General features: G+C 73.6%; 18 protein-coding genes. 11 read left to right on the top strand and 7 right to left on the bottom strand.

Annotated elements, in window-relative coordinates:
- Nucleotides 1-67: 67 nt before the first annotated feature.
- A complete protein-coding gene (locus tag G7072_RS01780) occupies nt 68-790 on the bottom strand; it encodes an HAD family hydrolase (RefSeq protein ID WP_166083939.1) in 723 nt (240 codons plus the stop codon).
- A gap of 74 nt (nt 791-864) precedes the next feature.
- On the opposite strand from G7072_RS01780, the gene G7072_RS01785 reads away from it, so the two are divergent.
- Nucleotides 865-2,115, top strand: a complete 1,251-nt coding sequence (locus G7072_RS01785) for an NAD(P)/FAD-dependent oxidoreductase (protein ID WP_166083940.1) — start codon at nt 865-867, stop codon at nt 2,113-2,115.
- A 53-nt stretch (nt 2,116-2,168) separates the two neighbouring features.
- Here G7072_RS01785 and G7072_RS19920 read toward each other — a convergent pair whose 3' ends face one another.
- Entirely contained in the window at nt 2,169-2,498 is a 330-nt protein-coding gene (locus G7072_RS19920; RefSeq protein WP_240917093.1) for a hypothetical protein, read from the bottom strand.
- Between the two features lie 129 nt (nt 2,499-2,627).
- On the opposite strand from G7072_RS19920, the gene G7072_RS01795 reads away from it, so the two are divergent.
- Entirely contained in the window at nt 2,628-4,103 is a 1,476-nt protein-coding gene (locus G7072_RS01795) for an NCS2 family permease (protein ID WP_277343391.1), read from the top strand.
- Nucleotides 4,104-4,158: 55 nt separating this feature from the next.
- On the opposite strand, the gene G7072_RS01800 is transcribed toward G7072_RS01795, so the two are convergent.
- Entirely contained in the window at nt 4,159-4,356 is a 198-nt protein-coding gene (locus G7072_RS01800) for a hypothetical protein (protein WP_166083942.1), read from the bottom strand.
- A 106-nt stretch (nt 4,357-4,462) separates the two neighbouring features.
- Nucleotides 4,463-5,989 (bottom strand): NAD(P)/FAD-dependent oxidoreductase, encoded by a 1,527-nt coding sequence (locus tag G7072_RS01805; protein WP_166083943.1) that lies wholly within the window; start codon nt 5,987-5,989, stop codon nt 4,463-4,465.
- A 109-nt stretch (nt 5,990-6,098) separates the two neighbouring features.
- On the opposite strand from G7072_RS01805, the gene G7072_RS01810 reads away from it, so the two are divergent.
- The 4 genes from G7072_RS01810 (at nt 6,099) to G7072_RS01825 (ending at nt 10,333) form a co-directional block, all read left to right on the top strand.
- Nucleotides 6,099-6,548, top strand: a complete 450-nt coding sequence (locus G7072_RS01810; protein WP_240917094.1) for a MarR family transcriptional regulator — start codon at nt 6,099-6,101, stop codon at nt 6,546-6,548.
- Nucleotides 6,545-7,849: an MFS transporter gene (locus tag G7072_RS01815; protein ID WP_166083945.1), complete on the top strand. Its 1,305-nt coding sequence runs from the start codon at nt 6,545-6,547 to the stop codon at nt 7,847-7,849. The genes G7072_RS01810 and G7072_RS01815 overlap by 4 nt, the downstream gene beginning before the upstream one ends.
- 91 nt (nt 7,850-7,940) lie before the next feature.
- Nucleotides 7,941-9,206 carry an SAM-dependent methyltransferase gene (locus tag G7072_RS01820; protein ID WP_166083946.1) on the top strand — a complete coding sequence of 422 codons (1,266 nt, stop codon included), beginning with the start codon at nt 7,941-7,943 and terminating at the stop codon, nt 9,204-9,206.
- 110 nt (nt 9,207-9,316) lie between these two features.
- Nucleotides 9,317-10,333: a hypothetical protein gene (locus G7072_RS01825; RefSeq protein WP_166083947.1), complete on the top strand. Its 1,017-nt coding sequence runs from the start codon at nt 9,317-9,319 to the stop codon at nt 10,331-10,333.
- Nucleotides 10,334-10,372: 39 nt separating this feature from the next.
- Here G7072_RS01825 and serC read toward each other — a convergent pair whose 3' ends face one another.
- Nucleotides 10,373-11,494, bottom strand: coding sequence for a phosphoserine transaminase (serC, locus tag G7072_RS01830; RefSeq protein ID WP_166083948.1), 1,122 nt, complete (start codon nt 11,492-11,494; stop codon nt 10,373-10,375).
- A gap of 155 nt (nt 11,495-11,649) precedes the next feature.
- On the opposite strand from serC, the gene G7072_RS01835 reads away from it, so the two are divergent.
- From G7072_RS01835 to G7072_RS01845, 3 genes are read left to right on the top strand one after another with little or no spacing between them, the layout of a single operon-like run.
- Nucleotides 11,650-12,147: a GNAT family N-acetyltransferase gene (locus G7072_RS01835; RefSeq protein WP_166083949.1), complete on the top strand. Its 498-nt coding sequence runs from the start codon at nt 11,650-11,652 to the stop codon at nt 12,145-12,147.
- Nucleotides 12,148-12,200: 53 nt separating this feature from the next.
- Nucleotides 12,201-12,377: a hypothetical protein gene (locus G7072_RS01840; protein ID WP_166083950.1), complete on the top strand. Its 177-nt coding sequence runs from the start codon at nt 12,201-12,203 to the stop codon at nt 12,375-12,377.
- Between the two features lie 2 nt (nt 12,378-12,379).
- Nucleotides 12,380-12,682: an acylphosphatase gene (locus G7072_RS01845; protein WP_166083951.1), complete on the top strand. Its 303-nt coding sequence runs from the start codon at nt 12,380-12,382 to the stop codon at nt 12,680-12,682.
- A gap of 46 nt (nt 12,683-12,728) precedes the next feature.
- On the opposite strand, the gene G7072_RS01850 is transcribed toward G7072_RS01845, so the two are convergent.
- Nucleotides 12,729-14,891, bottom strand: a complete 2,163-nt coding sequence (locus G7072_RS01850) for a hypothetical protein (protein WP_166083952.1) — start codon at nt 14,889-14,891, stop codon at nt 12,729-12,731.
- 13 nt (nt 14,892-14,904) lie between these two features.
- On the bottom strand, nt 14,905-16,026 hold the full coding sequence (locus tag G7072_RS01855; RefSeq protein ID WP_166083953.1) for a citrate synthase 2: 1,122 nt from the start codon (nt 16,024-16,026) through the stop codon (nt 14,905-14,907).
- A 106-nt stretch (nt 16,027-16,132) separates the two neighbouring features.
- Between G7072_RS01855 and pdxH the strand changes: the two genes are divergently transcribed.
- Together pdxH and G7072_RS01865 are read left to right on the top strand one after the other, a co-directional pair.
- The gene (gene pdxH, locus G7072_RS01860) at nt 16,133-16,804 is read left to right on the top strand and encodes a pyridoxamine 5'-phosphate oxidase (protein WP_240917095.1); all 672 of its coding nucleotides are present in this window, start codon (nt 16,133-16,135) and stop codon (nt 16,802-16,804) included.
- A gap of 422 nt (nt 16,805-17,226) precedes the next feature.
- Nucleotides 17,227-18,072, top strand: coding sequence for an alpha/beta fold hydrolase (locus G7072_RS01865; RefSeq protein WP_166083955.1), 846 nt, complete (start codon nt 17,227-17,229; stop codon nt 18,070-18,072).
- Nucleotides 18,073-18,098 lie beyond the last annotated feature (26 nt).

The following is an 18,098-nucleotide window of genomic DNA, read 5'->3' on the forward strand; positions in this document are numbered from 1 at the left end:
TCCTTCAAGTGTTGCCGAGTGGGGGCCGCCCCCACCGTGCCCATCCGGGTCCGGTCCAACCGGGGCCTCAGGCGCCCTTGTTGCCCTCCAGCGGCCGCATCAGGCCCTCCCAGTCGACGTCGGCGTAGCCCGACAGGTCGTCGAGGACCTGCGCGGCCCCGGCCTCGGTCAGCTCGTCCACGCCGAAGCCGCCGGTGCGTACCGTGAGGCAGCGCAGACCGGCCTTGGCGGCGGACTCCACGTCGTAGGGGGTGTCGCCGACCATGACGGCGCGGTCGATCGCGAAGCCGTCCAGGTCGTGCAGCTTGTCGAGAGTGGCGTGCAGCAGGTCGGACTCGGGCTTCGACTCCTCCGCGTCCTCGGACGTGGTCAGGATCGACACGTGCTCGCCGACGCCGAGGGTGCTCACGGCGTTCTCGGAGAAGTGCTTCTTGCCCGACGAGGCGAGCGCCACGACGTACCCGGCCCCGACGAGGTGCTCGATCATCGCGGCGGCGCCGGGCAGCGCGGGCACCTCGGACTCGACCTCGGCGTACTTCTTCTCCCACGCCTCGCGCAGCGCGTCGCCGTGCTTGTCCTCGACCTCCTCGCCGGCCACCTCGGTGACGAGCTTGTCGCCGCCCATGCCGATGGTGCGGTGCAGGCGCCACAGGGCGGGGGTGCGGTCGGCGCCGACGACCTCGTGGAAGGCGCGGAACCAGGCCAGGCCGTGGTGGTAGGTGGAGTCGACGAGCGTGCCGTCGATGTCGAGCAGGACGGCGGCGCGGGCGCCGGAGGGGGAGTCGCTCATCGCCCGACCGTAGCGGTCCGCGCAGCCCGCCGACTCCTCCGAGAGGGTGGGGCCCACCTGTCAGGATGGCGGGCATGGTCTCGACTCGTGTGGACGTCGTGGTGGTGGGAGCGGGGCTGGCCGGGCTGCGTTGCGCTCGTGAGCTGGCTGGTGCCGGGCTGTCGGTGAGCGTGCTCGAGGCCTCCGACGGGGTCGGCGGCCGGGTCCGGACCGACCGCGTCGACGGCTTCCTGCTCGACCGCGGCTTCCAGGTGCTCAACGACGCCTACCCCGAGGTGCGCCGCGCCCTGCGGGTGCCCGACCTGGACCTCCAGCGCCTCGACGACGCGATCACGGTGCGCGCCGACGGCCGCCTCCAGAGCATCGCCAACCCGCTGGTCCGCCCGTCCGAGACGCTCGCGACCGCGCGGACGGGTCTCGCGCCGCTGGGGCAGAAGCTGCGGCTGGCGGCGTACGCCGGAGCGGCCGCGACCCTGCCGCCGAGCCGGCTGCGGGCGCGTCCGGACGTGCCGGCCGTCGAGGCCTGGCGCCAGGCCGGCTTCGACCAGGCCACCGTCGACCGGGTGTTCCTGCCCTTCTTCGGCGGCGTCGTCCTCGATGACTCGTTCACCACCTCGCGGCGCTTCCTCGACCTGATGATGCGGATGTTCGCCCGCGGCCGCTCCACGCTGCCGGCCGCGGGGATGGGCGCCATGCCCCAGCAGCTCGCCGACGACCTGCCCGCCGGCACGGTCCGGCTCGAGACCCCGGTCAGCGAGGTCCACCCCGACGGTGTCGTGACCGCGGACGGCGACGTCGCGGCCGCAACGGTCGTGGTCGCGGCCGACCCCTGGACCGCGCACCGGCTGCTGCCCGCGCTCGGCGTGCCGCCCCAGGCGCGCGGCGTCTCGACGGTCTGGCACGCGGCGCCCGCGCGTCCCGGTCACCGGGGTCGTCTGGTGGTCGACGCCGACGGCAGCGTGGTGGCGAACTCGACCATGGTCTCCGCCTCCGCGCCGACCTACGCCCCGCCGGGTCGCACGCTCGTGGGCACCTCGGTGCTGCACGTGCGCGCCGGCCAGGTGCCGACTGACGCCGAGCTGCTGCCGCTGCTCGGCGAGCTGCACGAGGAGGACGCCTCGGGGTGGGAGCGGCTGCACGTCCACGACGTGCCCGAGGCGCTGCCGTTCATGGGGGCGCCGCACTCGTTCCGCCGCTACGTGCGGGTGCGGAGCGGGGCCGGCACGGTGTACGTCGGTGGCGACCACCGCGACACCAGCTCGATCCAGGGCGCGCTGGTCTCGGGGCGCCGCACCGCCGAGGCGGTGCTGGCCGACCGGGGCTGAGCTGCCGGGCGGAGTCGCCGAGCGGAGTCGCCGGGCGGAGTCGCCAGGCGGGGTTAGCGGGCGGCGGATCCGCGGGCCGCGGCGTCCCGGGCGATCGCGCGGGCGCGGCGTCGGCAGTAGGCGATGCCGAACAGCCCCAGCCCGAAGCCGGCCGCGCAGGTCCACAGCCACCACACGCGGCCGGTGTCCTCCAGCCAGTCGTAGGACGGCAGCAGCCCCAGCCCCGCTCCCAGGAACATCAGGGCGCCGAAGGCGACGGTCCGCACCCCGGTGACGTCGAGCGGCTCGACGTCGGCGACCAGGTAGGTGCGGTTGCCGATCTCGTGGACCTCGAGCACCGGCGGACCGCTCTCGGGGGCGGCGTCGGGCGGGGGGGAGTCCACGGGTCAGAACTTAGCCCAGCGGTGACGGCACCGACACATCGCTCTGGCAGCATGTGCCGCGGCACGGGCTGGACCGTGCCCGCCAACCCGTCCCGTCCCGTCCCGTCACCGCCTCAGGGGGCTCCTCCGGTGGACCAGTTCTTCAAGATCAGTGCGCGCGGATCCACCGTGGGCCAGGAGGTGCGCGGCGGCGTCGTCACCTTCTTCACGATGGCCTACATCATCGTGCTGAACCCGCTCATCATCGGCACCCAGACCGACGGCGCCGGGAAGTTCCTCGGTGGCGGCGACGCCCCGAACATCCCGCTGGTGGCGCTGGGCACGGCCGTCGTCGCCGGCCTCATGACCATCCTCATGGGGGTGGTGGCGCGCTACCCGCTGGCGCTGGCCACGGGGCTCGGGCTCAACGCCTTCGTCACCTTCTCGATCGCCAAGGCCTACACCTGGACCGAGGCCATGACGTTCGTCTTCCTCGAGGGCGTCATCATCCTGGTGCTGGTGCTCACCGGCTTCCGGGTCGCGGTCTTCAAGGCGGTGCCGACCTCGCTCAAGACCGCGATCAGCGTCGGGATCGGCCTCTTCATCGCCCTCATCGGCCTGGTCGACGCCGGGTTCGTGCGTCGTACGGCGGTGGGGCCGGTGCCCGTGGAGCTCGGCGTCGGCGGCGTGCTCGACGGCTGGCCGACCCTGGTCTTCGTGGTCGGCCTCGTGCTGGTCGTGGCGCTGCACGTGCGTCAGGTGAAGGGGGCCATCCTCATCGCGATCGCGGCCACCACCGCGCTGGCCATCGCGATCGAGAGCGCCTTCGACATCGGCCCGTCCTTCGTCAGTCCCGAGGAGACGAACCCGAAGGGCTGGCAGCTCAACGTGCCCTCGGTGCCCGGCGACGTGGCGAACGTGCCCGGACTGTCGGACCTGAAGGACCTCTGGGGCCTGGCGATCTTCGACGACATCGGGGGCCTGGGCGACGCGCTCGGCTCCTACGACGCCGCGGCGTTCATCGGCATCGCGCTGCTGATCTTCACCCTGCTGCTGGCCGACTTCTTCGACACCATGGGCACGATGACGGCCATCGGCGCCGAGGCCGGCCTGCTCGACGAGCAGGGCACCCCGCCGCGGGCGCAGCAGATCCTCATCGTGGACTCCATCGCCGCTGCGGCCGGTGGCGCCGCCGGGGTCTCCTCGAACACGTCCTACATCGAGTCAGCCACCGGGGTCGGCGAGGGCGCACGCACCGGTCTGGCCTCGGTGGTGACCGGAGTGATGTTCCTGCTCGCGACCGTGTTCACCCCGCTCGTGGCGGTGATCCCCTACGAGGCGGCCACGCCCGCGCTGGTGCTGGTCGGCTTCCTGATGATGACCCAGGTCCGCCACATCGACTGGGACGACGTCGAGGTCGCGCTGCCCGCGTTCCTCACGATCGTGCTCATGCCGTTCACCTACAACATCACCGTCGGCATCGGGGCAGGCTTCATCGCCTACGTCCTGATCAAGGTGGTGCGCGGCAAGGTGGGCCAGGTCCACGCCCTCATGTGGGTGGTCTCGGCGCTGTTCGTCGTCTACTTCGCCATCGAGCCGTTGCGGCAGGCCCTGGGCGTGAGCTGAGGGAGGAGCGCGCCCCCGCGCTCCAGCTCGTCCACCCAGGACCTGCCACTCCGTGTCAGCCGATCGCCTCCCCCGTGAGATCGTCCAGCAGGCGCAGCACGTGATCGCTGCGCTGCTGGACCATCGTCGTCAGCTGACGGAGGACCTCGGGAGTTAGGCCCTCCAGTCCCTCGCTCATCTCGGCCGCGGCGGCCTTGATGACAGCTGCGGAGTTCCGCAGGTCATGGATGAGCTCTTCGTGTTGTTTACCCATGGTGATACCCCTATCCCCACAGACAGGATGGCCCTCTACCACCCGATCCATCCAGGTTTGTGGGGATATGTAACCGAACGGCCAGCGGTCTAGTCCGGCAGGGTGGTCAGGCGGGCACCGTCGTCGTCCGGGTGGACCGCGCGGCCGTGTGGGGGATCGCCTCGAGGGTCGCGTCGAGGTCCGTGCGCAGCGTGGTGGCGGCGTCGACGACGTAGTTCTGCCGGACCCGCCACACCCCGGAGTCGCCCTGGCGCGGGAGGTGGGGCAGCGCCCGGGTGACGTAGCCCGAGGACAGGTCCAGCAGCGGTCGCTCGGTCAGCCCCTCCTCGAGCGGGGGCACGACCGCCCCGAGGTCACGGGCGTCGAGGTGCCGGAGGATCTTGCACACCAGGCGGGAGGACAGGTCGGCCCGCAGCGTCCAGGAGGCGTTGGTGTAGCCGACGCAGATCGCGAAGTTGGGCAGACCCGTGATCATCGCCCCGCGCCACACGAACTGCTCGTTGAGCGTGACCGTCTCGCCGTCCACGCTGGGCCGCACGCCACCGAAGAGCTGCATCTGCAGACCGGTGGCGGTCACGACGACGTCGGCGGGCAGCTCGCGTCCGGACTCCAGGGTGACGGCGTCGGCGGTGAAGCCCGCGATGCGGTCGGTGACGATGTCGGCATCGCCCCGACGGATGGCCTTGAAGAGGTCGCCGCTGGGCACCAGGCACAGGCGCTGGTCCCACGGGTCGTACGGCGCGGTGAAGTCGGCCGGGTCGAAGCGCTCCGCGCCGACCCCCTTCTCGACCCCCTGGAGGAGCAGCTTCTTCGCCTGGGCCGGGAAGCGCTGGCAGAACTGGAACAGCGCCTGGGTCACCAGCACGTTCTTGGTACGGATGAGCCGGTGGGCGAGCGGTGCGGGCAGCCGCTCGCGCATGCTGTTGGCGAGCTTGTCCACGCGCGGGGCCACCGCGATCCACGACGGGGTGCGCTGGAGCATCGTCACGTGCTCGGCCTCGCCGGCCATCGACGGCACCAGCGTGACCGCCGTGGCCCCGCTGCCGATCACCACGACGCGCTTGCCGGCGTACTCCAGGTCCTCGGGCCAGAACTGCGGGTGCACGACCTGGCCGCCGAAGTCGGCGATGCCCGGGATGGTGGCGGCGTAGGGCTCGGCGTAGTCGTAGTAGCCCGAGCAGGCGTAGAGGAACGAGCAGGTGAGCGTGCTGGTGCCCGGGCTCGCCGGGTCGGTCGACTCCACCGTGACGGTCCAGCGCTGGTCGGCCGTCGACCAGTCGGCGGCCACGACGCGGCGCTGCAGACGGATGTGGCGGTCGATGCCGTGCTTGGTCGCCGTGTGCTCGATGTAGCGGCGGATCGCGGCGCCGTCGACGATGGACTCCTTCTCCCGCCACGGCTCGAACGGGTAGGCGAGGGTGAAGATGTCGGAGTCCGAGCGGATGCCGGGGTAGCGGAAGAGGTCCCAGGTGCCGCCCAGCGCGTCGCGCGACTCGAGGATCGCGTAGGTCTTGTCGAGGCACTCGGTCTGCAGGCGGTAGCCGGCGCCCACGCCCGAGAGCCCGCCCCCGACCACCAGGACGTCGAGGTGCTCGGTGGAGGTGGCCGTCGCGGGGGCGGTGTCTGCGCTCATCGCGCCAGGATAGGGCGGCGGTCCGAGCCCGCGGGAGCGAACGTGCGCGGGGTCACGCGGGGGTCGGGACCGGGAATGATTAGCAGGACTAATGAGTTATGCTATCAATATGTCACCCACCGCAGAGAAGGTCGCCCGCACCGACGCCGGGCTCGCCTCCTCCCTCCGCTTCTCGGTGAACCGCCTGTCCCGGCGCATGCGCACCGAGGATCTCGACGACACCGGGGTCAGTGTCGGCGGCCTCTCGGTGCTCGCCCGGCTCTTCCGCGACGGGCAGAGCAGCATCGGCCAGCTGGCGGCCGCGGAGCGCGTGCAGCCGCCCTCCATGACCCGCACGGTCTCCTGCCTGGAGGCGGAGGGGCTGGTCGAGCGGGCGCCCCACCCGACCGACGGTCGACAGGTGATCATCCGGTTGTCCGAGGCCGGCGAGGCGGTCCTGGTGGCCGAGCGCCGCCGACGCGACGCCTGGCTGATGCCCCGGCTGCGTGAGCTGACCCCCGACGAACGTGCCCTGCTGCGGCAGGCCGCCCCGATCCTGGAGAGACTGAGCAACAGTTGAGCCCCACCTTCCGCGCCCTCGCCCACCGCAACTACCGGCTGTACTGGTCCGGTGGCTTCGTGTCGAACATCGGCACGTGGATGCAGCGGGTGGCGCAGGACTGGCTGGTGCTGCTGCTGACCAACAACTCCGGCACGGCGCTGGGCATCACCACCGGGCTGCAGTTCCTGCCGATCCTGCTGCTCTCGCCGTGGGCCGGCGCGGTCGCCGACCGGCTGCCCAAGCAGCGCCTGCTGCAGGTCGCCCAGCTCATGATGGCCGCCCCCGCCCTCGCTCTCGGCCTCCTCGCGGTCACCGGGCTCGCCCAGCCGTGGCACGTCTACGTGATCGCGCTGCTCTTCGGCATCGGGACCGCCTTCGAGGCACCGGTCCGGCAGTCCTTCGTCTCCGAGCTGGTGAGCGCCGACGACCTGCCGAACGCGGTCGGTCTGAACTCGGTCTCCTTCAACCTCGGCCGCATCGTCGGGCCGGCGGTGGCGGGCCTCACCATCGCGCTCTTCGGCTCCGGCGTCGAGGCCACCGGCGTCGTCATCCTGATCAACGCGCTCAGCTACGGACCGGTGTTCTTCGCCCTCGGGCGCCTGCGGGACCTGCCGCACGACCCGGATGCCGACCGCAGCCGACGGCCCGGCATGGTGCTCGACGGGATGCGCTACGTCCGCAGCCGCCCCGACCTGCTGCTGGTGCTGGCCGTGATGGGCTTCGTCGGCACCTTCGGGCTCAACTTCCAGCTCACGTCCGCGCTGATGGCCACCGAGGTCTACGCCCAGGGGGCGGGGGAGTACGGCATCCTCGGCTCCACGATGGCGCTCGGCTCCATCGTCGGGTCGCTCCTGGCCGCGCGCCGCACCAGCACCCGGCTGCGGCTGGTCGTCGGCGCGGCCCTGGCCTTCGGGGTGGCCGAGATCGTCATCGCGACCATGCCGACGTACCTCACCTTCGTCGCGCTGACGCCGCTCATCGGCATCACCGCGATGACCACCATCACCGCCGCCAACACCACCATGCAGCTGACGGTGCCCGCCGAGCTGCGCGGGCGCGTCATGGCGCTCTACCTCATGGTCTTCATGGGCGGCACCCCGCTCGGCTCGCCGATCGTCGGCTGGGTCGGGGAGACCTTCGGGGCCCGCTGGTCGCTGGCCGGCGGTGGGGTGATGTCGATCCTCGGCACGCTGGGCTCGGTCGCGGTCTTCTGGCACTTGAGCCGCCGCCGCGAGCGGCGTACGGCGGACGCCGCCGGGGACAACCAGCGGGTCCCCGACCCGCTGGAGGCGGATCCCGCGACCCAGCCGGTTCCGTAGACTCCTCGGGTGAACCCCCGCTACCGACGCATGGTGATCCCGGGCGCGCTGATCCTGCTCATCGTGATCGTCGTGGTCTCCTCGGTGACCCGTGGGTGAGACGACCAGCGACCCGGCCGGTCCGTCCGACGGCTTCGCCGAGGTCGCGGCGCTGCTCGGCGACGACGCGCTGCTCGAGCGGGCGGTGGCGGCCGGACGCCGCCGTGGTGAGCAGAACCCGTGGCGCCGCCTCGAGGTGAGGTACGTCGACCTCAAGGGCGGGCGCCACCTCCAGGTCACCCGGCTCGACGCCACCCAGGCGTTCACCGAGAACCACCCGCTCGCGACCGTGCCGGACGTGGTGGCGGGGCTGGTCGCCGAGCCGTGGTCCAACTGGCACGTGTGGACGCCGACCGGCACCCTCCAGCTGCGCGTGACGAAGAAGGGGCGGCCCCTGCTGCACCGCGAGCGCGTCGACCCCGCGGGCACCTCCGCGTCGTCCGACACCCCCGCGGAGCCGCGCGCCCACGACCGGGCCAAGACCCGCCTGCTGCCCGAGGACGACCCGGTGCTGGCGGTGCTGGGCATCGCGGACGCCTTGGGGCGGGTCAAGCCCAGCCGGCAGGCGAAGTACCGCCAGGTGGAGGAGTTCCTGCGCCGTCTCGACGCCGCGCTCTCCGACGCCTTCGACGCCGGGGCCCTGTCCCGGCCGACCGCGGAGGCGCCCCTGACGGTCGTCGACCTGGGCTGCGGCAACGCCTACCTGACGTTCGCCGCCCACCGCTACCTCAGCGCCGTACGCGGGCTGCCGGTGCGGCTGGTCGGGGTGGACGTCAAGGAGCAGTCGCTGCGCCACAACACCGCGCTGGCCCACGAGCTCGGCGTGGCCGACGAGGTCTCCTTCGTCCAGGGCGCGATCGGCGACGTCGCGCTGCCCGCGGCCACCGGTGACGTCGGGGTGGTGCTCGCGCTCCACGCGTGCGACACCGCGACCGACGACGCCCTGGCCCAGGCCCTGTCCTGGCGGGCGCCGCTCGTGCTGGCCGCACCCTGCTGCCACCACGACGTGGCCGCGCAGCTGCGGGTGTCGTCCCGCGCCGGGTCGGTGCCGGCTACCTACGCCCCGCTCGTGCGCGACGGGATCCTGCGCGAGCGCTTCGCCGACACCCTCACCGACGCCGTCCGGGCGGCCGAGCTGCGCCAGCGCGGCTACCGCGTGGACGTGGTGGAGTTCGTCGAGAGTCGGCACACGCCGCGCAACACGATGATCCAGGCCGTGCGCACGGGAGCGACGGCCGACGCCGGGGCGGGCGCCGAGCTCGAGAGGCTGCGCGCCGACTGGGCGCTGCGGCCGCGGCTCTCCGAGCTGCTGGCATGAGCCGGAGCGCTCCGAGGCGTCGGTCGACCCGCGGCCGTCGGATCTCGGGCCGGGCGACGCCAGGCCGGGCGACGCAAGGCCGGGCGACCCGGGGGCGGCGAGCCCTGGCCGTGACCGCGGCGACCGCTGCCCTCGTGGCCGGCGTCGGAGCGCTGGGTGTCACGACGCACGCGCCGCCGGCCGCTGCGTCGACCGGGGCCCGCGAGGAGCTGCGCTTCCTCGACCCGGCCATCGACGAGTCCAGCGGCCTCGTCGTCCAGGGCGACGACGTGCTCACCGTCAACGACTCGGGCGACGGGCCCGTGGTCTACGTCGTCGACGCCGGCACCGGCGAGACCGTCGGGCGCACGACGTACACCTCCGACGAGGTCGTCGACGTCGAGGCGCTGGCGCGCGGGCGCGACGGCAGCGTGTGGGTGGGCGACATCGGCGACAACGACGCGGTGCGGCCGTTCGTCAGCCTCTACCGCCTGCCCGCGGTGACCCGCGGGGACCGCACGGTCACCGCCCAGCGCTTCGACCTCGTCCACCCCGGCGGGCCGCGCGACGCGGAGACCCTGCTGGTGCAGCCGAGCACCGGGCGCGTCTTCGTGGTGACCAAGGGCGTCTTCGGTGGTCAGGTGATGGCCGCGCCCGATCCGCTGCGCGCCGGTCAGCCCAACCGGCTGCGGCCGGTCGGACGCGTCGGCGGCCTGGTCACCGACGGCACCTTCCTGCCGGGAGGGGCGGTGGTGCTGCGCGACTACGGCGACGGCTTCGTCGTCGACCCGCGGACCTGGCGCGGGGTGGGCGCCTTCCCGATGCCCTTGCAGGAGCAGGCGGAGGCCGTCGCGCCGTGGCCCGGGGGCCGGGTCCTGGTCTCGTCGGAGGGCGACGAGCAGCCGCTGCTGTCCGTCCCGGTGCCGCAGCAGTTCCTCGACGAGGCCACCCGGGAGGGCGACGGCGCGGGCGGCTCGGAGGCTCGAGGTCAGGGGCGCGACGGGCCATCGACGCGCACGGACGACGACGAGCCGGCGCAGTCGGTCATCCCGCTGGGTCCGGCCGTCGTGGGCGGGGGAGTCCTGGCGCTCGCCACCCTCACGGTGTTCTGGCTGCTGCGCCGCCGCGTCCGTCGTACTCCCCGCTGAGCACCGGCTGACCCTGGCCGGGCTCCGACCCCCGCAGGGTCAGAGGCGCTCGACGACGTAGTCGATCGAGGCGGTGAGCGCCTCCACGTCGGCGGGGTCGATCGCGGGGTACATCGCGATGCGCAGCTGGTTGCGGCCCAGCTTGCGGTAGGGCTCGGTGTCGACGATGCCGTTGGCGCGCAGCGTGGCGGCGATCGCGGCGGCGTCGATGCCGTCCTCGAAGTCGATGGTGCCGATCACCAGGGAGCGGTGGTCCGGGTCCGCGACGTACGGCGTCGTGTACGCCGTCTTCTCCGCCCAGCCGTACAGCGCGTCCGAGCTGGCCGTCGTGCGGCGCACCATGCCCTCGAGGCCACCCTCGGCGTTCATCCAGTCCAGCTGCTCGGCCATGAGGAACAGCGTGGCGACCGACGGGGTGTTGTAGGTCTGGTTCTTGCGGCTGTTGTCGATGGCCGTCGGCAGGTCGAAGAAGGCCGGGATCCAGCGGTCGCCGGCGGCGAGCTCCTCGGCCCGGGCCAGCGCGGCCGGCGACATGACGGAGATCCACAGACCACCGTCGGAGGCGAAGCACTTCTGCGGCGCGAAGTAGTAGGCGTCGACCTCGGTCAGGTCGACCGGCAGGCCGCCGGCGCCCGAGGTGGCGTCGACCAGCACCAGCGCGTCGGGGTCGGCGCCCTCGACCCGCCGCACCGGTGCCATGACGGCGGTGGAGGTCTCGTTGTGCGCCCACGCGTAGGCGTCCACGCCGGCCTCGGCGTGCGGTGCGGGGCGGCTGCCGGGCTCGCTGCTGATCACGGTCGGCTCGTCGAGGAACGGGGCCTGCGACGCCGCGGTCGCGAACTTGGCGCTGAACTCGCCGAAGGTCAGGTGCTGGCTCTTCTGCCGGATCAGCCCGAAGGTGGCGATGTCCCAGAACGCGGTGGCGCCGCCGTTGCCGAGGACCACCTCGTAGCCCTCGGGCAGCCCGAACAGGGTGGCCAGCCCGTCCCGGACGCGCCCGACGGTCTTCTTCACCGGCGCCTGCCGGTGGCTGGTGCCCATGAGCGAGGCGCCGGTGGCGGCCAGCGCGTCGAGCGCGCCGGTCCCGACCTTCGAGGGCCCGGCGCCGAAACGGCCGTCGGCGGGCTTGAGCTCTGCAGGGATGGTGATCGCGTCGGTCACGGCACTTCTCTCGTCTGATCGGGGTCGGACGGCGGACAAGGACCTGACGGCGTTGTCAGTGGTGGTCGACGCCACGCCGGGACACCCCGGCAGGTGAGGACGACCCGCCTATTCTGGCACCTGCCCCCACCCCCGCCCGAAACGAGGCAGCCCGCATGGACACCCCCGCGTCCGTCGGCCTGGACATCGAGCGCGTGTCGTTCGGTGCGTCCGACGTCGTACGCCTGGTCGCCGACCTGCAGCAGGAGTTCGTGCTGCGCTACGGCGGCCCGGACGAGACCGTGCTCACCGTCGACACGTTCGACGACGAGTCCGGCCAGTTCTTCCTCGGCCGCTCCGCGGGGGAGCCGGTGGTCATCGGGGGGTGGCGGATGCGGCGCGACGTCGCCGCACTCGGCGGCACCCGGGCGGCCGAGATCAAGCGCATGTACGTCGTCCCGACCGCCCAGCGCCGTGGGCACGCCCGCACGATGCTGGCCCACCTCGAGACGACCGCCCGCGAGGCCGGCGCCGACGTGCTGGTGCTCGAGACCGGTGCCGAGCAGCCCGAGGCGATCGCGCTCTACGAGTCGTCGGGCTACACCCCGGTCGAGGGGTTCGGCCTCTACAAGGACGAGCCGAGCGTGCGCTACCTCGGCAAGCGCCTGGCCTGACGCCGGTCCCGGCGCGAGGCCGTGAAACCTGTGCAGGTGGGTACGGCTGGGGCATGACCTCCACACCGGGCTCGAGCCCCCACACCGACGAGAACCTCGCTCCCGAGTTGTCCCGCGGCGACGACCGCGACGTACGCCCCGACCTCGACGCCGACGCCGCCGGCGAGGAGGCCGCCCAGCCCGGCGTGGACCCCGACTGGTCGCAGACCACCTCCGAGGAGGGCCGCTGAGCATGGCCGAGGCGGGCGAGCCCGACCTCGGGCGGGGTACGACGGCCCGCCGGGTCGTCGTGCACGGGCGGGTGCAGGGCGTGTTCTACCGCGACTCGTGCCGGCAGGAGGCCGAGCGCCTCGGGGTCGCCGGGTGGGTCGTGAACGAGCCCGACGGCACGGTGCGCGTCCACGCCGAGGGCGCGCCGGACGCCGTCCGCTCGCTCGTGGAGTGGTGCCGCACCGGTCCGACCCGCGCCGTGGTGCACGGCGTGGAGGTCACCGACACGAACGCCGAGGGCCTGGGCTCCTTCGAGGTCCGGTAGCAGCGCTCCCGTTCGTGCTCCCGTCGTGCCCCGGCTCGGCCGCGCGTCAGCCGTAGAGCAGGCGTGAGCCGAAGAACAGCGTCGCGCCCAGCGCCAGCACCACGACGAAAGCCATCACCAGCACGGCCCCCGACCCGCCGGTGCCGCCCGCGGTGGCGTGCGACTGCGGCTCGTCGTCACTGAGGAAGGCACCCGGGAACGCGTCCAGGGCGGACCCGCCGTCGCGCCGCGGCTCACGGGACGGCGACGTCCGCTCGGAGCTGCGGTCGGCCGCGGGAGCGCCGGTGCCTGCAGGGCGCGCATCCGTGCGTGGCTCCGTGGCGGCTCGGGAGCCGCGCTCCGTCCGGGGCTGGGCCTTCGGTCGCTTGCTGCGACGGGAGCGGGTCGGTCCCGTAGACGGGGCCGCGTCGGTCCGGTCCGTCCCGTCACGCGCACCGACGCCGGTCTCGCTGCTCGGCCGGTCCTCGGGCTTGCCGGTCACGGGGGCGAGCACCTGCGTGACGTCGTCTCCCGCGTCGGGCCCGACCGCGACGGTCTCGACGGTCCGGGTGTCCTCCTCCGAGGTCGCGGACCCGGCGGACTCCGCCTCGCCCGGTCCGGTGACGATGGGTCCGGCGCCGACGGGTCCGGGCGGCGCTGGTTCCGCCGGAGACGGCTCGGGGGCGGCACCGGTCGCAGCTGCTGCTTCGGGTGCTTCGGGTGCTGCGGGTGCTGCGGGGGCGTCGCGGACGACGAGGGCGCCGGGGACGGCCGCGTCGATCCCGGCGACCGCCCTGTCGCCGTGGCGCCAGGCGGCGGCGTCGACGAGCAGCGACGCGCCCCGGTGCGGCACCAGCAGACGCTCGGACGGGGACAGGTGGTGCACCGCGACGAGGTCGTCCCACGCGACCCCGTCACGCGTCAGCGTCCGGGTGACCTCGCAGGTGTGCTCCCCGACGACCAGCACGCCGCCGCCGCGGGAGCGCGAGCGGTGGCGGCTGCGCACCTCGCCCGGGGCGCGCAGCAGCGGCTTCTGGACCAGACGCAGGGCCGCTGCCCCCGACGGTTGCACGGGTCCGGTCGCCGCGCCCGACGCCTCGTCGTCGCCCAGCACCAGCAGGCTCGGCACGGCCTCGCGGGCCTCGGCCACCACGTCGTCGAGCGAGACGTCGTCAACGGCCCGGGCCGGCGGCAGGCCGAGCAGGTCGCCGAGCCCCTCCCGCTCGGCACGCGCCAGGGGAGCCGGGGCCGCGCTGCGGCCGAGCCGCTCCACGCACGCGGCCAGCTCGGGATCCTCCAGCTCGCCCCGCGAGATCGACCGCACCACGTCGTACACCTCGGTGGGACCGACGCCGCTGTGCTCGTGGACCCACAGCAGGCGGTCGCCGACAGGCAGGGCGCGGGTGCGGGTCCGTGGGCGGGTGGCGGCCCCGGCGGCGAGTCGCGAGCGCAGCAGCGCGGCGAGCACGCGGGTCGTGACCGGGTCGCGGGTCAGCGCGGTCAACGCGGTCAGCGGCATCGTCGGCCCCGGGCCGCCCGGAGCCCGGACCGCGCCGTCGCGCTCGGTCCACGCCGTGCGGCCGGGGAGCGGCAGGGGGAGGCCGGGCTGGTGCCGGACGGGGACGGCCGGCCCGTCGAGGAGGGTGACACCCCGCTCGGCGAGCCCGGGGTGGTCGGTGACGAGGTGGACGTTGGCCGAGGTGAGGTACGACGTCCGCCACGCGTCGAGGTCCTCGACCGTCACCTCGTGCAGCCCGACGGGCTCGAGCCCGAGCAGACCGACGCCGCGTCGACCCCAGCGGCTGAGGGAGGCGACGGCGAGCACGTCGTCGACCTCGCCGGGGTCCTCGGACCGGATCCGGTGCACGGCTCCGGGAAGGCCCGACCAGTCCGGCTCGCGGATCCAGCCCGCGAGGGCCTCGAGGGCCTCCTCGACCTCGGCCGCGGCGCCGGTGACCTCCAGCCGGGTGGTCACCGGTCCCACGACGACGTGCTGCTCGACCGGGCGCTCGCCGATCGCCTCGGCGAGCAGCTCGGCCAGGACGTGCACCTGGCCGTGGCAGCGGTAGTCGGCGTCGGCGACCCCGAGCCTCAGCAGCAGGACGCCGGTGGCGACGGCCCCCGGTCCGGGGGCCGCGTCACCGGCGGCGCCGGACGCGGTGTCCGCGACCTCTGCGACGTACGTCGGCAGCGGTGAGGCGGTCGGCGGTGCGGTCGGTGAGGGGGTCACGGTCGCGAGTGTGTCAGTTCCAGGAGTCGTTCCACCCGTCGACGTCGGAGGCCTTGCGCTCCGGCGGACCGGTGTAGACGGCCGAGGGTCGGATCAGGCGCCCGGTCTTCTTCTGCTCGAGGATGTGCGCGGACCAGCCGGCCGTGCGCGCGCACGTGAACATCGAGGTGAACATCCGCGGCGGCACCTCGGCGAAGTCGAGGACGATCGCGGCCCAGAACTCCACGTTGGTCTCGAGCACACGGTCGGGGCGCCGCTCCCGCAGCTCGGCCAGCGCCGCCTTCTCCAGCTCCTCGGCGACCTCGTAGCGGGGGGCGTTCAGCTCACGCGCCGTGCGCCGCAGCACGCGGGCGCGGGGGTCCTCGGCCCGGTAGACCCGGTGCCCGAAGCCCATGAGCCGCTCCTTGTTGTCGAGCAGCTCCTTGACGTACGCCGCCGCGTCGCCGCGCTTCTCGACCTCCTCGATCATGCCGAGGACGCGGGAGGGGGCACCGCCGTGGAGGGGACCGCTCATGGCGCCGATCGCGCCGGAGAAGGCCGCGGCCACGTCGGCGCCGGTGGAGGTGATGACGCGGGCGGTGAACGTCGAGGCGTTCATGCCGTGCTCGGCCGCCGAGCTCCAGTAGGCGTCGATGGCCTTGGCCTGGTCGGGGTCGGCCTCGCCCTTCCAGCGGATCAGGAAGCGGTCGGCGAGGGTCTCGCCCTTGTCGACCTCGCTCTGGGAGACCACGGGCTGGCCGAGGCCACGCGCGGACTGCGCGGCGTACGACAGCACCATGACCGCGACGCGGCTGAGGTCCTCGCGGGCCTGCTCGTCGGAGATGTCGTAGGTCTGCTGCATGCCGAAGGTCGGGGCCAGCATGGCCACCGCCGCCTGCACGTCGGCGCGGACCTCGCCGGTGTGGATCGGGAGGTTGAAGGGCTCGGCGGGCGGGAGGCCCGGCTCGTAGGAGCCGTCGATGAGGAGACCCCAGACCTTCTCGAACGGGACGCGGCCGACGAGCTCCTCGATGTCGACCCCGCGGTAGCGCAGCGCGGAGCCCTCCTTGTCCGGCTCGGCGATCTGGGTCTCGAAGGCGACGACACCCTCCAGTCCGTGGTGCACCTCGGGTGTGTCCTGCTCGGACGATGACATGCAGCCACTCCTTCGTCGGGGTTGTCTCCTCTGCCCGGGATTCTGCCCCACGTGTGGGCGCCGTGGGTCGGATGTGGCTGCCCGGTCCGCTGCCTACCCTGGGGAGGTGGACCACACGCCAGCCGGACGACCCGCCCCCGACCTCGCCGCCCTGCGCGAGGAGTACACGCTCGGGGGACTCGCCGAGAGCGACGTGGACCCCGACCCGCTGGTGATGCTGCGCCGGTGGGTGGACGACGCGGTGGCGGCGCAGATCGCCGAGCCGACGGCGATGGTGCTCTCCACGGTCGACGCCACGGGCCGGGTCGCGAGCCGGACGGTCCTGCTCAAGGGGCTCGACGAGCGCGGCGTGGTCTTCTTCTCCCACTACACCTCCCGCAAGGGCGAGGAGCTGGCCGGGCAGCCGCAGTGCGCGGTGCACCTGGGGTGGTACGCCCTCGAGCGGCAGGTCCGCCTCGAGGGGCGGGCCGAGCGGCTGCCGGAGTCCGAGAGCGACGCCTACTTCGCCAGCCGGCCGCGCGGGTCGCAGCTGGGGGCCTGGGCCTCGCCGCAGTCCACCGTGGTGGAGGGTCGGGAGGCGCTGGAGGCGCGGTACGCCGAGGCGGAGGCCCGGTTCGCCGGCGGTGACGTGCCGCGCCCGCCGTACTGGGGTGGGGTGCGGGTCGTGCCCGACCGCGTCGAGCTGTGGCAGGGCCGCCCCAGCCGCATGCACGACCGGCTGCGCTACTCCTGGAGCCCGACGCAGCACGCCTGGGCCCTGGAACGCCTCGCTCCCTGACCTCGGCCGGCCGAGGGCGGCGGAAAAATGCAGACGCCCCGCAGGCGGTTGATGACTCTCCGTTCGGACGAGCACGGAACGCCTGCGGGGCGGGTGACTGCTGTTGGATTCGCCTGCGCGCACTCGAACGAAGGTCGCTCGAAGGTTGCCGACGACGGTGCGCTGCTAGCGAGCAGCCACCTCACGTGTCCGCAAAGAACTCATTCTCTGGACCACCTCCTTTCCCGTGTACGACCACGGTAGATCGGCGGTTCACGTCCCCACAACCGGTTTCCGCGGACCGGTCCTGCGGCCGCCCGGGTGGTCCGGACCGGACCGTCACGGTCCGAGAAGTCCGACATCTGCTCCCAAACCGCACCACGCGCCGTCGGGGCCCGGCCGACCTCTCGCCACCCGGCCCCGGCGCGGGTGAGCATGGCGCCATGCGCCTGCCGAGCCGCCACCGTCCCTCCCCGAGCCGTCGCGCCGGGGCGGGGGAGCCGGTCGTGCTGCTGCACCCGCTGATGCTGTCGCACCACTCGTGGCGCCCGGTCGTCGACCGGCTCTCGCAGGGCCACGACGTGCTGGCGCCGACGCTGCCGGGCCACTGGGGCGGCCCGCCGCTGCCGTGGCACCGCGCCGACCTCGACTCCCTGGTCGCCCACGTCGAGCGACAGATGGACGACGCCGGCTGGGCCACCGCCCACCTGGTCGGCAACTCGCTCGGAGGCTGGCTCGCCCTCGAGCTGGCCCGCCGCGGCCGGGCGCGCAGCGTCACCGCGATCGCGCCGGGCGGCGGCCACACGTTCTTCGCCCCGCGCGACCTGCTCCTCGGCCTGGGGTTCGCCGGCGCGGCCACGCTCCGCCGTGGGCTGCGGGCGGTGAACCTGCTCCCGGCGTCCGTGCCGCTGCCGCCGCTGGCCCTGGTGGCGCTGCGCACGATCGCCCCGGACCCCGCCGCGCTCGCCCCGCAGGACGTGCGGCACCTGGTCCGCGCCTCCCTGGGCGCCAGCCACCCGCTGCAGGTGATCCTGGCCTACGCCCGGGCCCGGCCCGCCCGCGGCCTGGAGGACATCGACGTCCCGGTCCACCTCGTGTTCGCCGAGCACGACGTGGTCCTCCCGACGCCCACCCACGCGCCGTACTTCACCTCACGGCTGCCCGACGCCCACGTCACCCACCTGACCGAGCACGGGCACTGCCCCCAGCTCAGCGACCCCGACCTGGTGGTGGGGCTCGTCAAGGAGTCGATCGCGCTGAGCGGGCGCCACCTCGCGGTGGCGCGCTGACGGCTCGGGGCGCCGCGGACCCGCGG

It is taken from the genome of Nocardioides sp. HDW12B (genome assembly GCF_011299595.1).
Lineage (GTDB): Bacteria > Actinomycetota > Actinomycetes > Propionibacteriales > Nocardioidaceae > Marmoricola_A.

Bases quoted from the DNA above. Each gene is read 5' to 3' on its own strand.
- G7072_RS01840 (WP_166083950.1), top strand. From the start codon at position 12,201: ATGACCTCCACACCGGGCTCGAGCCCCCACACCGACGAGAACCTCGCT.
- G7072_RS01780 (WP_166083939.1), bottom strand. From the start codon at position 790: ATGAGCGACTCCCCCTCCGGCGCCCGCGCCGCCGTCCTGCTCGACATC.
- G7072_RS01855 (WP_166083953.1), bottom strand. From the start codon at position 16,026: ATGTCATCGTCCGAGCAGGACACACCCGAGGTGCACCACGGACTGGAG.
- G7072_RS01865 (WP_166083955.1), top strand. From the start codon at position 17,227: ATGCGCCTGCCGAGCCGCCACCGTCCCTCCCCGAGCCGTCGCGCCGGG.
- G7072_RS01800 (WP_166083942.1), bottom strand. From the start codon at position 4,356: ATGGGTAAACAACACGAAGAGCTCATCCATGACCTGCGGAACTCCGCA.
- G7072_RS01805 (WP_166083943.1), bottom strand. From the start codon at position 5,989: ATGAGCGCAGACACCGCCCCCGCGACGGCCACCTCCACCGAGCACCTC.
- G7072_RS01845 (WP_166083951.1), top strand. From the start codon at position 12,380: ATGGCCGAGGCGGGCGAGCCCGACCTCGGGCGGGGTACGACGGCCCGC.
- G7072_RS01810 (WP_240917094.1), top strand. From the start codon at position 6,099: ATGTCACCCACCGCAGAGAAGGTCGCCCGCACCGACGCCGGGCTCGCC.
- G7072_RS01785 (WP_166083940.1), top strand. From the start codon at position 865: ATGGTCTCGACTCGTGTGGACGTCGTGGTGGTGGGAGCGGGGCTGGCC.
- G7072_RS01835 (WP_166083949.1), top strand. From the start codon at position 11,650: ATGGACACCCCCGCGTCCGTCGGCCTGGACATCGAGCGCGTGTCGTTC.